Source organism: Actinomadura sp. GTD37 (assembly GCF_041951365.1).
In the GTDB taxonomy this organism is placed as follows: Bacteria; Actinomycetota; Actinomycetes; order Streptosporangiales; family Streptosporangiaceae; genus Spirillospora.
Genome location: NZ_JBGNUS010000001.1, coordinates 684051 through 696735, shown reverse-complemented (window position 1 = coordinate 696735; position 12685 = coordinate 684051). Strand labels below are relative to the sequence as shown.

General features: G+C 73.5%; 13 protein-coding genes. 5 read left to right on the top strand and 8 right to left on the bottom strand.

What is annotated here, in order from left to right; all coding sequences use genetic code 11:
- Window positions 1-7: 7 nt before the first annotated feature.
- The 3 genes from ACA511_RS03365 to ACA511_RS03355 all read left to right on the top strand — a co-directional run bounded on the left by ACA511_RS03365 (window position 8) and on the right by ACA511_RS03355 (window position 4545).
- Window positions 8-1087 carry an NAD(P)-dependent alcohol dehydrogenase gene (locus ACA511_RS03365; RefSeq protein WP_375022530.1) on the top strand — a complete coding sequence of 360 codons (1080 nt, stop codon included), beginning with the start codon at window positions 8-10 and terminating at the stop codon, window positions 1085-1087.
- Window positions 1088-1153: 66 nt separating this feature from the next.
- Window positions 1154-3346: a cytochrome P450 gene (locus tag ACA511_RS03360; protein WP_375022529.1), complete on the top strand. Its 2193-nt coding sequence runs from the start codon at window positions 1154-1156 to the stop codon at window positions 3344-3346.
- Between the two features lie 95 nt (window positions 3347-3441).
- Complete coding sequence (locus ACA511_RS03355; RefSeq protein WP_375022528.1) at window positions 3442-4545, top strand: acetamidase/formamidase family protein; 1104 nt, start codon at window positions 3442-3444, stop codon at window positions 4543-4545.
- A gap of 52 nt (window positions 4546-4597) precedes the next feature.
- Here the strand turns inward: ACA511_RS03355 and ACA511_RS03350 are convergent, their stop codons facing one another.
- From ACA511_RS03350 to ACA511_RS03340, 3 genes are all read right to left on the bottom strand, one after another.
- Entirely contained in the window at window positions 4598-4849 is a 252-nt protein-coding gene (locus ACA511_RS03350; protein WP_375022527.1) for a hypothetical protein, read from the bottom strand.
- A 123-nt stretch (window positions 4850-4972) separates the two neighbouring features.
- Window positions 4973-5752, bottom strand: coding sequence for a sulfite exporter TauE/SafE family protein (locus ACA511_RS03345; RefSeq protein WP_375022526.1), 780 nt, complete (start codon window positions 5750-5752; stop codon window positions 4973-4975).
- A gap of 108 nt (window positions 5753-5860) precedes the next feature.
- Entirely contained in the window at window positions 5861-6649 is a 789-nt protein-coding gene (locus tag ACA511_RS03340) for an ABC transporter ATP-binding protein (RefSeq protein ID WP_375022525.1), read from the bottom strand.
- 249 nt (window positions 6650-6898) lie between these two features.
- On the opposite strand from ACA511_RS03340, the gene ACA511_RS03335 reads away from it, so the two are divergent.
- Window positions 6899-7654 (top strand): hypothetical protein, encoded by a 756-nt coding sequence (locus ACA511_RS03335; RefSeq protein ID WP_375022524.1) that lies wholly within the window; start codon window positions 6899-6901, stop codon window positions 7652-7654.
- 50 nt (window positions 7655-7704) lie between these two features.
- On the opposite strand, the gene ACA511_RS03330 is transcribed toward ACA511_RS03335, so the two are convergent.
- The 5 genes from ACA511_RS03330 to ACA511_RS03310 all read right to left on the bottom strand — a co-directional run bounded on the left by ACA511_RS03330 (window position 7705) and on the right by ACA511_RS03310 (window position 11811).
- Window positions 7705-8409 (bottom strand): RDD family protein, encoded by a 705-nt coding sequence (locus ACA511_RS03330; RefSeq protein WP_375022522.1) that lies wholly within the window; start codon window positions 8407-8409, stop codon window positions 7705-7707.
- Window positions 8410-8497: 88 nt separating this feature from the next.
- The gene (locus ACA511_RS03325; RefSeq protein ID WP_375022521.1) at window positions 8498-8824 is read right to left on the bottom strand and encodes a DUF2752 domain-containing protein; all 327 of its coding nucleotides are present in this window, start codon (window positions 8822-8824) and stop codon (window positions 8498-8500) included.
- A 333-nt stretch (window positions 8825-9157) separates the two neighbouring features.
- The gene (locus tag ACA511_RS03320; RefSeq protein ID WP_375022520.1) at window positions 9158-9943 is read right to left on the bottom strand and encodes a PP2C family protein-serine/threonine phosphatase; all 786 of its coding nucleotides are present in this window, start codon (window positions 9941-9943) and stop codon (window positions 9158-9160) included.
- A 36-nt stretch (window positions 9944-9979) separates the two neighbouring features.
- Entirely contained in the window at window positions 9980-10675 is a 696-nt protein-coding gene (locus tag ACA511_RS03315) for a response regulator (protein WP_375022519.1), read from the bottom strand.
- A complete protein-coding gene (locus tag ACA511_RS03310; RefSeq protein WP_375022518.1) occupies window positions 10672-11811 on the bottom strand; it encodes a GAF domain-containing sensor histidine kinase in 1140 nt (379 codons plus the stop codon). Before ACA511_RS03310 ends, ACA511_RS03315 begins: the two co-directional genes overlap by 4 nt.
- A 200-nt stretch (window positions 11812-12011) precedes the next feature.
- Here ACA511_RS03310 and ACA511_RS03305 point away from each other — a divergent pair, with 200 nt between their 5' ends.
- A complete protein-coding gene (locus ACA511_RS03305) occupies window positions 12012-12680 on the top strand; it encodes an SDR family NAD(P)-dependent oxidoreductase (protein WP_375022517.1) in 669 nt (222 codons plus the stop codon).
- The last annotated feature ends 5 nt before the right edge of the window (window positions 12681-12685 follow it).

Sequence of the window (12685 nt, the reverse complement as noted above, 5' to 3'; positions counted from 1 at the left end):
AATTCTCATGCGCGTCACCGCCGCCGTCCTGGACCGGCCTGGTGAGCCCTTCGTCCTCCGGGACGTCGAACTCGGCCCGCCCCGCCCGGACGAGGTCCTCGTCCGGCTGAGCGCGGTCGGCATCTGCGCCACCGACCTGGAGTTCGCGACGTTCTTCGAGGCCCCGGCCGTGTTCGGGCACGAGGGCGCGGGAATCGTCGAGCGGGTCGGCGACCAGGTCGCCGGGATCGCGCCCGGCGACCACGTGGCGCTGTCGTTCACCTCGTGCGGGCACTGCCGGCCCTGCCTGACCGGCTCCCCCGGCTACTGCACGCGGTTCGACGCGCTCAATTTCAGCGGACGGAGACCCGACGGTACCTCGGCCGTCTCGATGGACGGTACCGAGATCAACGCCCACTTCCTCGGCCAGTCGTCGTTCGCCGACCACGTCGTCGCCCCCGCGCGGGCCGTGGTGCCGATCGCCGAGGACGCCGACCTCGCGCTCGCCGGGCCCTTCGGCTGCGGCTTCCAGACCGGCGCGGGCGGCGTGCTGAACGTGCTGCGACCCGGGCCCGGCTCGTCCATCGCGATCTTCGGCGCCGGCGCCGTCGGCGTCTCGGCGGTCCTCGCGGCCGTGCTCAGCGGCTGCACCACCGTCGCCGTCGTCGACCTCAACGCCGAACGGCTCGCCACGGCCCGCTCCCTCGGCGCCACCCACGGCGTGGCCGGCGGCGCCGGCGCCGCCGGGGAACTGGCCTCGATCGCGCCGGACGGCTTCGACTTCGCCGTCGACACCACCGGCCGCGCCGACGTCCTCCGCACCGCCGTGGAGACGCTCGGCCCGCTCGGCACCTGCGGCGTGATCGGCGTCGGGCCGAGCGAGGAGATGACCTTCGACTGGCGCAGCGTGCTGAACGGCCGGACGATCACCGGCATCATCGGCGGCGGCGCCGTGCCGCGGGTCTTCGTGCCCGAACTGCTCGCCCTGCACGCGGCGGGCCGGTTCCCGGTGCAGGAGATCGTCACGCACTTCCCGTTCGAGCGGATCGGCGAGGCCGTCGAGGCCGCCCGGCACGGCACGGCCGGCAAGGCCGTCCTCACCTTCTGACCTCCGGAACCCCAGTGGCGCGGCTGGGCAACACCGCGCGAACCCCGCGCATCAGGAGCCGCGCACATGTCACCCTTCGACCACCACTCGGCCGAATGCACCGCCGACCCGGTCGGCTACTACGCCGCGTACCGGGAGTCCTGTCCGGTCGGCCGCACGTCCGCGCACGGCGGGTTCGTCTACACGACGCGGTACGCCGACGTGTCCCGGATCGCCCGCGACGACGACGCCTTCTCCTCCTCCCGCGCCCCCACCGGCGTGGACGGCGTCGCCATCGTCATCCCGAGCGGGCCGGGCCTGGAGCAGTACCCGATCGAGCTGGACCCGCCCCGCTCCACCGGCTACCGCGACCTGATCAACCCGCTGCTCACCCCGGCGGCGGTCGACCGGCTGCGGCCGATGATCGCCCGGCACGCCGCCCGCGCCGTGGACGCGTTCATCGAGCACGGGTCCGCCGACTTCGTCCGCGACCTGACCAACCCGGTGCCCGCCGCCGTCACCCTCGACTGGCTGGGCTTCCCCGAGGAGGACTGGGCGCGGCTGGCCGGGCCGATCCACGACATCTTCGCCGCCCCCGCGGGCAGCGAGCGGGCGATGCGCGGCGCCCAGGGCCTCGCCCACATGGAGCAGCGCATCCGCGAGCTGATCCGCGACCGCCGCGCCGAGGCGGCGCAGGACGCGGTGAGCGCGCTCGCCACCGCGCGGGACGCGGCCGGCGAGCCGTTCGCCGAGGACGACCTCGTCTCGGTGATCGGGCTGCTCATCGCGGGCGGCGTCGACACCACGACCTCGCTGACGGGGTCGGTGCTCGTCCACCTGAGCCGCAACCCGGAGCAGCGGCGGCGCCTCATCGAGTCGCCCGACCTGCTGGAGCGGGCCACCGAGGAGTTCCTGCGCGCGTTCGCGCCGTCCCAGTCGATGGCCCGGACGGCGCTCGCCGACACCGAGGTCGGCGGCTGCCCCGTCGCGGCGGGCGAGCGCGTCCTCGTCCCCTGGGTGGCGGCCAACCACGACCCGGCCGTGTTCCCCGACCCGGCGGAGGTCCGGCTCGACCGCGACGCGTCCCGGCACCTCAGCTTCGGCATCGGCTCGCACCGCTGCGCGGGCGCGCATCTCGCCCGCGCCATGTTCCGCGAGATGATCACGCAGGTGCTGACCCGGCTGCCGGACTTCCGGGTGCTGGAGGACGGCCTCGTCGGCTACCCGACCAGCGGCAACCAGAAGGGCTGGGACGCGATCCCGGCCGTCTTCACCCCCGGCCCGCGCGGCGACGGCGCCGCGGTGGCGTCCGTCGCGACCGGCGCGCCCTACGAGCTGACCGTGACCCGCGCCGAGGAGGCCGCCGACGACGTCCTCGCCCTGACGCTGGCGCCCGCCGGCGGCAGCGAGACGCCCGCGTGGGAGCCCGGCGCGCACCTTGAGCTGCGGCTGCCGTCCGGACGCGTCCGGCAGTACTCGCTGTGCGGGGACCCGGCGGACGGCTCCTACCGCGTGGCCGTCCTGCGGGAACCGGACGGACGCGGCGGCTCGGCCGAGGTGCACGCGCTCGCGCGGGCCGGCGCCACGTTCGGCGTCCGCGGCCCGCGCAACCACTTCCCGCTGGTGGACGCGGACTCCTACCTGTTCCTGGCGGGCGGGATCGGCGTCACCCCCATCCTGGCGATGGTGCGCGAGGTCGCCCGGCGGGGCGCCGCCTTCGAGGTCGTCTACGGCGGCCGCACCCGTGCCTCGATGGCCTTCCGGGACGAGCTGTCCGCGCTCGCGGGCGACCGGCTGCGCCTGCTGCCGCAGGACGAGACCGGCGTCCCCGATCTGAAGGCCGTCCTGGCGGAGCAGGCCGACCCGGACGCCGCGATCTACTGCTGCGGCCCCGCCCCGATGATCGCCGCGGCCGAGGCCGCCTGCGACGAGCTGGGCATCCGGCCCCGGCTGCACGTCGAGCGGTTCACCGGCGACGACGCGCTGGAGGTGGCGTTCGACCCGGCGCTCAACACCGAGTTCGACGTCCACCTCGCCCGGACGGGCCGGACGCTGCGGGTCCCCGCCGACCGGCGGATGATCGAGGTGATCCGCGAGGCGGTGCCGGGGCTGTCGTACGACTGCGAGAAGGGCTACTGCGGCGCGTGCGAGACCCGCGTCCTCGCGGGCGAGCCCGAGCACCGCGACTCGCTGCTCACCGACGAGGAGCGGGCCGCGGGCCGCACGATGATGATCTGCGTCGGACGCTGCGCCTCGTCCCGCCTGGTGCTCGATTTGTAACGCTTATGCGAGACGCCATCTCGTATGGTGCATCTGTTACCTGCGGTTAACGGTCCCGGAACGGGGGCGCACCACCGGCTCGCGAGCATGCGGTCATGCTTCAGCCGAAGGAAGGCCGCATCGACGGCGCGCACTACCTCCCGACCACCCCCGACACGTGCCTGTGGGGCCGGCTCCCCAACCGGGACCGGCCCCCGGTGCTGCGGATCGCCTCCGGCGACACCGTCACCGTCGACACGCTCAGCCACGAGGGCATCCTGGAGGACCAGGGCCGCGACCCCGCCGCCTACCTCGCGGGATTCGGCGTGCCCGCCGAGCGGGTGCTCGCCGACGCCCGCGCGCTCGCCGCGTCCGGCGTCCGGCACGACTACGACGAGGACGGGCCGCACGTCGTCACCGGCCCCATCGAGGTGGTCGGCGCCGAGCCCGGCGACATGCTGCGCGTCGAGACGCTGAGCCTGCTGCCGCGCGCCCCCTACGGCTTCATCAGCAGCCGGCACGGGTACGGCGCGCTGCCCGGCGAGTTCCCCGAGACCGAGCCCGACAGCGGCCCCCCGCGGGACGGCGGTGCGCGCGCCTACAACAGCGTGTGCGAGTTCACCGAGGTCGTCGAGGAGAACGGGCGCCAGTTCGGGCTGCTCCCGTACGGGAACGGACGCGCCGCGCGCTTCCCCCTCGCACCGTTCCTCGGGCTGATGGGCGTGGCGACCGACACCGCCGAGCCCGCCCACTCGGTGCCGCCCGGCGACTTCGGCGGCAACCTGGACATCAACGAACTCCAGGCCGGCTCGTCCCTCTACCTGCCCGTGCAGGTCCCCGGCGCGTCCTTCTACACCGGCGACCCGCACTACGCCCAAGGGAACGGGGAGGTCGCGCTCACCGCCCTGGAGGCGCCGCTGCGCGCGACGCTGCGGCTGACCGTGATCCCGCGCGCGGAGGCGGCCGCGCTCCTCGGCGCGCTCGGCGAGCCGTTCGCCGAGACGGGCGCGCACTGGCTGCCGCTCGGCCTGCACGAGGACCTGGACGAGGCCGTGCGCCGGGCCGTCCGCGCCGCCGTCGGGTTCCTGTCGGCGACCCAGGGCATGCCCCGGCACACCGCCCTCGCCTACCTCAGCGCCGCCGCCGACTTCGAGATCAGCCAGGTGGTGGACGGGGTCAAGGGCGTCCACTGCCGGATCCGCAAGGCCGACTTCCGCTGACCCTGCCCGTCCAACCCTGCCCCTCTAGCCCTGCCCGTCCGACCCTGCCTGTCTAGCCCTGCCCGTCGTCCGGACGCCCGCCCCGCTCGTCGGACACGGGGTGCTCGACCAGGGCCAGCACCCGATTGGACATGAAGCGGGCGGTCCGCACCGCGGTGCCGGTGCGGGTCACCTCGCTGACCTCGATCACGCCGCGCCGGTTGCCGATCTCCACCCGGCGGCCGGCGCGGGTCGCGGTCACCTCGTACGTCCTGGTGTCCGTGCCGCCGACGTCCACCACGATCTCGACCCAGTCGCCCTTCATCGGCCGCCTCCGGTTGTTCGAACTTATGTTCGAGTTATACCCCGAAACCGGCCCCGGCAACCCTCAGAACACCCGGAAGACGCAGGTCAGTCGCGCCCTGGCCAGTCGGTCAGCAGGCCGCGGTCAGTTGGTCAGCAGCTGGACGATCGCGACCAGCCCGACGGTCACGATCACGCCGCGCAGCACCAGCGGCGGGATGCGGCGGCCGAGCCGCGCGCCGAGCAGCCCGCCCGCCGTGGAGCCGACCGCGATCAGCACCACCGCCTGCCAGCTGATCTCCGTCCGGCCGAGCACCCACATCACCGTGAACAGCAGCGCGGCCGTGCCGTTGACGATCGCCGCCATCGCGTTCTTGACGCCGTTCAGGACCTGGAGATCGTCGTCCAGCGCGATCCCCAGCAGGGCGATGAGCACGATGCCCTGCGCCGCGCCGAAGTAGCCGCCGTACACGCCGGTGCCCAGCACGCCCAGCCACAGCAGGGCGCCGCCGTCCGGCCGGTGCGCCGCGTCCGCCTCCCGGCGCGCCTTGAGCCACGCCTGCATCCGGGGCTGGACGACCACCAGCACCAGCGCGATCAGGATGAGGACCGGCACGATGATGTCGAACGCCTCGGCCGGCAGCGTCAGCAGCAGCAGGCCGCCCGCGATCGCGCCGAGCAGCGAGGCGCTGCCGAGCCGCAGCAGCCGGCGGCCCTGGCCGCGCAGCTCGCGGCGGTACCCGTACGCGCCGCTGATGTTGCCCGACACCAGGCCCACGTTGTTGGAGACGTTCGCCATGACCGGCGGGTACCCGAGCGCCACCAGCGTCGGGAAGGTGATCAGGGAGCCGGAGCCGACGATGGCGTTGATGCCGCCGGCGGCGACCCCGGCGGCGAGCACCGCGGTCGCGTCAAGGACGTCCAAGGCCCACCCACTCCGGTCGCACCAGTTCGCAATCGCCCCACGATGCTAGGTAATGCCGCTGTTCGTCCTGCACGTGGGGTCGTGGACCGGTCCCAACGGACGCTGAGGTCAGCGGAGGGAGCGCGCGTACCAGCGCCCGTTCCGGCGGTCGATCGTCAGGGGGATCCCGAACGTCCCGGACAGGTGGTCCGGCGTGAACACCTCGTCCACCTTGCCCTGCGCGACGACCTCGCCCCCGCGCAGGAGCAGCGCGTGGGTGAAGCCCTCGGGGACCTCCTCCACGTGGTGCGTGACCATCGCCATCGTGGGGGCCGCCGGGTCGCCCGCCAGGGCGGCGAGGCGGGCGACGAGGTCCTCGCGGCCGCCGAGGTCGAGGCCGGCGGCGGGCTCGTCCAGCAGCAGGAGCTCGGGGTCCGGCATGAGGGCGCGGGCGATCTGGACGCGCTTGCGCTCGCCCTCCGACAGCGTGCTGAACGTCCGCCGGATCAGGTCGGCGCAGCCGAGCGCCTCCAGCAGCGCGACGGCGCGGCCCACGTCGGTCGAGTCGTACTCCTCCCGCCACCGGCCGATGATCGCGTACGAGGCGGTCAGCACCAGGTCGATGACCGTCTCGTCGGCCGGGACCTTCTCCGCGACGGACGAGCTGGCGAGGCCGATGCGGGGACGCAGCTCGAACACGTCGGTGCGGCCGATCTCCTCCTCCAGGATCTCGACCCGGCCCTCGGTGGGATGCAGCATCGCGGCCGCGACCTGGAGCAGCGTCGTCTTGCCCGCGCCGTTGGGGCCGAGGACGACCCACCGGTCGCCCTCATCCACCGTCCATGTGACATCGCGCAGCAGGGTCGCCCCGCCGCGCCTGACCCCGACTCCGCGGAGCTGAAGTACCTCGCCGCCCATCGCGTGCCTTCGTCCCCAATCCCGGTAGCCCGTGATCTCGCTCTCAGGAAAGAACCTATGTGATCCGGGGCGGCCGCGGACCCTCGGATCCCCGGTGGAAACGGCGGCCCCACGGCACTCCTCCGCCGCGATAGGTCCCTTACGTCCGGTGGAAGCGGCGATCCGAGCGCTTATCGTGGTTCGCATGCCCATTGCCGAGTGTCAGGGAATGAGCCCGGAGTATGAGCCCGAGAGAATGAGCAGGGTGGAATGAGCAGGGCCGTAGCGACCGCGCTGGTCGCCTGGGGCAACGCCTGGCTGACCGGGCACGTCGGCCTGGACGAGGCGGTCGACGCGGTCGAGAAGGACGCCGGCCCGCAGATCCTCGGCGGCGAGCCCGCCGAGGTGACGCTGCGCCGCGGCCTCGGCGACCTGCGCGTCGGCGGGCTGTCGGCGCTGCGGCTGGCGCTGCCCGAGCCCGGCGACCCGCTCGGGCTGTCCGGCCCGCCCGCGTTCAACGGCGCGGCGATCGAGGCGGGCGGCGCCGTCATCGCCGTCCTGGACGGGCGGGCGATGGGCCTCGTCCCCGCAGTGGACCGGCGCGGCTCGTCGTACGTCGGCGTCCGCTGGACGCCGCACGAGGCGTCCGCGGGGCTGCCGGACGTCCCGTCCCTCGCCGAGGCCGACCGGCGGCTCACGCTCGCCATGCGGGACGCCACCGAGGCGCTGCTGACCGTGGACGACTTCGCCGGCGTCCCGCCCGAGATCGCCGACGCCCTGGTCGACCTGCGCGACCCGGACCGCGGCGGCCACCCGCTCGCCCCCGGCTACCCGCAGCGCGCCCACCGCGTCGCGGCGCTCGCCGGGCGGCTGTCCCTCGTCGTCGACCTGGCCCGCCAGATGGACGACCGCGGCCTCAGCGCCGACCAGATGGGGCGCCGCGACGAGGCCCTGCGGCTGCTCGACGCCGCCGTCCGCCGCGCCCTGGTCGCGGCGTGCAACAGCGCGTTCGATCACGTGCCATGACGAAACGGGGCGCCCCCGGATGGGGACGCCCCGTTCTCGTGGGTCGTCGATCAGGCGCGGACCACGATCGTGTTGCAGATCTTGTCGGCGAAGGTCTGCTTGCGGTCGTCCCACAGCGGCCAGAGGAAGCCGATGTAGCACAGGAAGCTGTCGGCGATGTGGGCGATCTTGCGGACGAACGCCATGCCGAAGCCGATGGGCTGGCCGGTCTGCGCGCTGACGAGGCGGATGCCCATCTGGCGCTTGCCGATGGACTGGCCGGTGGTGCCCTCCTGGTAGCAGATCCACAGGCCGCCCGCGACGGACAGGGCGAAGCCGACCAGCATGAACAGCAGGCCGAGCACCGCGGCGCCGCCGCTGCCGGAGCTGGTCAGCATCAGGCTGAGCAGGTAGAGGACGAAGACCGGACCGGCGAAGATCAGGTAGTCGATGATGTAGCCGCCGGCACGCGAGCCCCACTCGGCCAGCTGGCCGGTCGAGCCGTAGTGGTGGTGGTGGACCTCCTGGCCGTACCCGGGCTGCTGGGGCGCCGCGGGGGCGCCGTAGCCGGGCTGGGCGGGAGGCTGCTGGCCGTAGCCCGGCTGGGCCGGGGGCTGCTGGCCGTACCCGGGCTGCGCCGGCGGCTGCTGGCCGTACCCGGGCTGGGCCGGGGGCTGCTGACCGTAGCCCGGCTGAGCCGGGGGCTGCTGGCCGTACCCGGGCTGCTGCTGCCCGTAGCCCGGCTGCTGACCGTACGGGTCGTAGGGGTTACCCACACTTGCTCCTTATTGATTGACCCTGTGGTTATGTGACGCCCGCCGGACCCGGTGGGCTCCGCAAGTCTGACCGAGGATTTCCCCCGGCTCAAACCCGCAGGATTCCCAACCGGACGAGCTGCCACAGCTCCGACCCCACGAGGGCGGTGCCGAGCATCCAGGCACGGGTCTTCGGCTGGAGTGCCCACCACCGTCGTCCCAGGCCCAGCGGTGCGGCGGCGACGGCGATCGCGCCGGTCAGGGCGACCGGGTTCGCGAGGACGGCGAGGGCGGGACGGCCCGAGCCGAGCTCGATGAACACGGTCGTGCCACCGCACAGGGGACACGGGATTCCGGTGAGCGCCCGTAGGGGACAGAGCACGCCGGGGTCGTTGAGCCGGTGGATCCACGACGCGCCGATGGCCGCGACGGCCATCGCCGCAACGCGCAGCGCAGTACCCAGGGGTCCGTGCCGCGCTGCGGTGAGGGTCCGGCTGACGAGCCCGCCGAGCACACCGTCCGGTGCACCGGTGGCCGCCGCCCCGGGCGCTCCCCCCAACGAATCCTCCGCCTCGATGACATACAGGTGAGTGACCCGTATATCGGGTGCACCCGGAGGTAGGTCAAGTGCCGTCAACGATCCGCGATACGACCGTTACGGAGAGCACAGTGACTTCACCCCGGGGCAAGAGTAAGACAAATCGGCAGGTACGTGGGCAGTCTTTCTCGCTAAGAGTTCCATGAATCGTCGGCGCGGAGCCCCGGGGGCTCAGCTCTGCGCGGCGGCGCCGACGACGCTGGGACCCTCTCCGCCGTGGAAGTGCTCGGCCTCGACGACGTCGGCGATGACGGCGGTGATGTTGTCGGGCCCGCCGTTCTCGCGGGCCATCTCGATCAGCCGGTCGACCGCGCGCTGCGGGTCGGCCTCCGCGGACACCACCTCGTAGATCGCCTGCGCGTCGACGGGGCCGCTCAGGCCGTCCGAGCACAGCAGGTACCGGTCGCCGAGCCGGGCCTCGCGCAGGCGCAGGTCGGGCTCGCGGTCCTCGCGGCCGTCCAGCACCCGGTAGAGGACGTGCGAGAGCCGCGACGTCTCGGCGGGGTCGGCGGTCTGGCCCGCCTGCTCCGCCTCGGCCTTGAGGAGCTCGTCCATGGTGTGGTCCTGCGTCATCTGGAACAGCTCGCCGTCGCGCAGCAGATAGCCGCGCGAGTCGCCGACGTGCGCCAGCGCGACGGACTCGCCGGACCAGAGCATCGCGGTGAGCGTGGTGCCCATCCGGCTGAGGTCGGGACGTTCCTCGCGGACGATGCGGAGCTTCTCGTTGGCCTCGGCCACCGCGCGGCCCAGCACCTCAACAAGATCGTCCTTGGGGGCAGCGGTGTCCAGCGAGCGCAGGGAGCCGATGACGGTCGAGCTGGCGACCTCGCCGCCCGCATAGCCGCCCATGCCGTCCGCGACCGCGATCAACCGCGCACCGGCGTAACCCGAGTCCTCGTTGTTCTCGCGGTTGCACCCGATGTCACTGCCTGCTGCGTACCTGATTGCTACGTTCATACCAATTTCGATGACGATCCTGTCAGAGGAGTTGTATCAGTAGCGGACGGCCGATTCCCCGGTTTCCCCGGCCGCGCCGGACGTGCCGACCCCGTGCCGGACCGCGTACAGCGCCGCCTGCGTCCGATCCTGGACTCCCAGTTTCATGAGCAGATTACTGACGTGCGTCTTGACCGTCTTCTCGGACACCACGAGTGCGCGCGCGATCTCCCGGTTGGACCTGCCTCGCGCGATGTGCACGAGCACCTCCCGTTCCCGTTCGGTCAGCGCGGCCAGGCCGCGGTCGTCGTCCCGCCCCGCCGGCCCGCCGCGCAGCATCGCCTCCGCGGCGTCCGGCGCGAACAGGACGTGCCCGTCGTTGACCGCCCTGATCGCCTGGACGAGCGCCTGCGGGTCGACGTCCTTGTACAGGTACCCGGCCGCACCCGCCTGCACGGCGGGCAGCACGTGGCCGCGCTCCGTGACGCTGGTGAGGACCAGGACCCGCGCCTTCACCCCACGAGCCCGCAGCTCCGTCAGAGCGGCCAGTCCGTCGGCGCCCGGCATCTTGAGGTCCATGAGCACGATATCGGGCTCCAGCGATTCGGCCAGTGTCACGGCCGACACGCCGTCCACGGCCTCGCCGACGACCTCGATGTCGTCCTGGATGCTGAGGAAGGTGCGCAGCCCCTGCCGGACGACCGGATGGTCGTCGGCGATGAGGACCTTGATGGCGCCGGGCTCCGAGGTCACAGCGGCACCTCCAGCCGGACGGTCGTGCCCCTCCCGGGCGCGGCGTCGATGGTGAGCTCGCCGCCGATGGAGTCGGCCCGGTCGCGCATGGAGGCGAGCCCGAGCCCGCCCTGCTGCTCGGTGTCGGACGCGTCGAAACCGGACCCGTCGTCGGCGACCTCCAGGACCGCCCACGCGTCCTGCGTGCCGAGGCGGACCTCGACGTGGCCGGCACGGGCGTGTCGCAGCGCGTTGTAGAGCGCCTCCTGGGTGATGCGGAACGCGACGGCCTCGTGCTCCTCCGGCAGGACGACGGCCTCGTCCGCGGCGATGCGCACGGTCGCCTCGTGCGCGCGGTCGAGGACCTCGACGTGCTTGCGCAGCGACGCGACCAGGCCGTCGGCGAGGTCGGCGGGCCGCAGCTCGAAGATCACGGCGCGCAGCTCCGCGAGCGCCTCCGCGGCGAGCCGCTCGACCTGCTCCAGCTCCAGGACGGTCCGCGCCGGGTCGCGCTCGGCCAGCGCCGACGCCGCGCGCGCCGTCAGCCGCAGCGAGAACAGCTTCTGCGCGACGGCGTCGTGCAGCTCGCGCGCCAGCCGGTTGCGCTCCGCGACGACCGTCAGCTCGCGGTTGTGCTCGTAGAGGCGGGCGTTCGCCATGGCGATCGCGGCGTGCGCGGCGAACAGGACGAGCAGCTCCTCGTCGTGCTCGGTGAAGCCGCCGGGAGTCCGCTTGTTGGCCAGGAAGACTATGCCGAGCACGTCCTCGCCGTCGCGGATCGGGACGCCGAGGAAGTCCTTCAGGACGGGATGGGCGACCGGCCAGCCCTCGAACTCCGGCTCCTTGCGGATGTCGCTGAGCCGCTTCGGCGCGGCGCTCTTCAGCATCGCGGCGAGCATGCCGTGCTGGCGGGGCAGCGGGCCGATCCGCTCCCACTCCTCCTCCGAGACGCCCGCCACGACGAACTCGGCGAACGAGCCCTCGTCGTCGGGGACGCCGAGCGCGGCGTACCGGGCGTCCAGCAGCTGCGCCGCCGCCCGGACGATCACCTGCAGCACCTCGTGCACGGACAGATGCCGGGTCACCGCGAGCACGGCGGAGCTGACGGCGTGCAGGGTCGCGCCCTGGTCGCCGCGGCACCCGTCGTCGGTCAGCATCCGCCCTCTCGCCCTCCCCTGTGCGCGCCCTGCGGGGCCCGCTTGTGAAGACCGTACTCTCTGGGCGGGTCTTCCCGAATCAGCCTGGACGACTATCCGGATCCGACCTTCCGGGACCGGGGTCCTAGGACCATCCGACGACCGGCCCGGGAACGGTCGGCCGATGCCCCGGGACCGCACCGTTCCCTAGCGTCGAGGCCATGAAGACGGCACTGATCACAGGCGGTTCGCAGGGGCTCGGACGGGCGCTCGCCCGGGAGCTGGCGCGGGACGGCTGGAACCTCGTCATCGACGCCCGCGACCCCGCCGCGCTGGCGGCGGCCGCGGCCGAGACCGCCGCGACGGGGATCGCCGGGGACGTCGCCGATCCCGCGCACCGGGCCGACCTCGTCCGTGCGGTGTCCGGCGGGCTCGACCTGCTCGTCAACAACGCGAGCACCCTCGGGCCGACGCCGATGCCCCGGCTCGGCGCGCTTCCGGTGGACGACCTCGCCCGGACCCTCGCGACGAACGTGCTGGCGCCGCTCGCGCTGATCCAGGCGGTCCTGCCGACGCTGCGGGAGCGGCGCGGCGCGATCCTCAACATCACCTCGGACGCGGCCGTGGAGGGCTACGAGACGTGGGGCGGCTACGGGACGTCCAAGGCGGCGCTGGAGCAGCTGTCGAACGTCCTGGCGGCGGAGGAGCCGGACGTGGCCGTCTGGTGGGCGGACCCCGGCGAGATGAACACCGCCATGCTCCGCGCGGCCGGCGAGGACGCGGACGCCGCGCCGCCGCCGTCCGAGGCCGCCGCCGCGCTGCGCCGGCTGGTCGCCGACCGCCGCCCGAGCGGCCGGTACACGGCCGCCGGGCTGGCGGACGCGCGATGACCGCC

Coding starts and splice junctions, on each gene's coding strand:
- ACA511_RS03350 (WP_375022527.1), bottom strand. CDS start 4,849: ATGAAGGGCGACTGGGTCGAGATCGTGGTGGACGTCGGCGGCACGGAC.
- ACA511_RS03310 (WP_375022518.1), bottom strand. CDS start 11,811: ATGCTGACCGACGACGGGTGCCGCGGCGACCAGGGCGCGACCCTGCAC.
- ACA511_RS03360 (WP_375022529.1), top strand. CDS start 1,154: ATGTCACCCTTCGACCACCACTCGGCCGAATGCACCGCCGACCCGGTC.
- ACA511_RS03305 (WP_375022517.1), top strand. CDS start 12,012: ATGAAGACGGCACTGATCACAGGCGGTTCGCAGGGGCTCGGACGGGCG.
- ACA511_RS03365 (WP_375022530.1), top strand. CDS start 8: ATGCGCGTCACCGCCGCCGTCCTGGACCGGCCTGGTGAGCCCTTCGTC.
- ACA511_RS03335 (WP_375022524.1), top strand. CDS start 6,899: ATGAGCAGGGCCGTAGCGACCGCGCTGGTCGCCTGGGGCAACGCCTGG.
- ACA511_RS03325 (WP_375022521.1), bottom strand. CDS start 8,824: ATGGCCGTCGCGGCCATCGGCGCGTCGTGGATCCACCGGCTCAACGAC.
- ACA511_RS03340 (WP_375022525.1), bottom strand. CDS start 6,649: ATGGGCGGCGAGGTACTTCAGCTCCGCGGAGTCGGGGTCAGGCGCGGC.
- ACA511_RS03355 (WP_375022528.1), top strand. CDS start 3,442: ATGCTTCAGCCGAAGGAAGGCCGCATCGACGGCGCGCACTACCTCCCG.
- ACA511_RS03320 (WP_375022520.1), bottom strand. CDS start 9,943: ATGAACGTAGCAATCAGGTACGCAGCAGGCAGTGACATCGGGTGCAAC.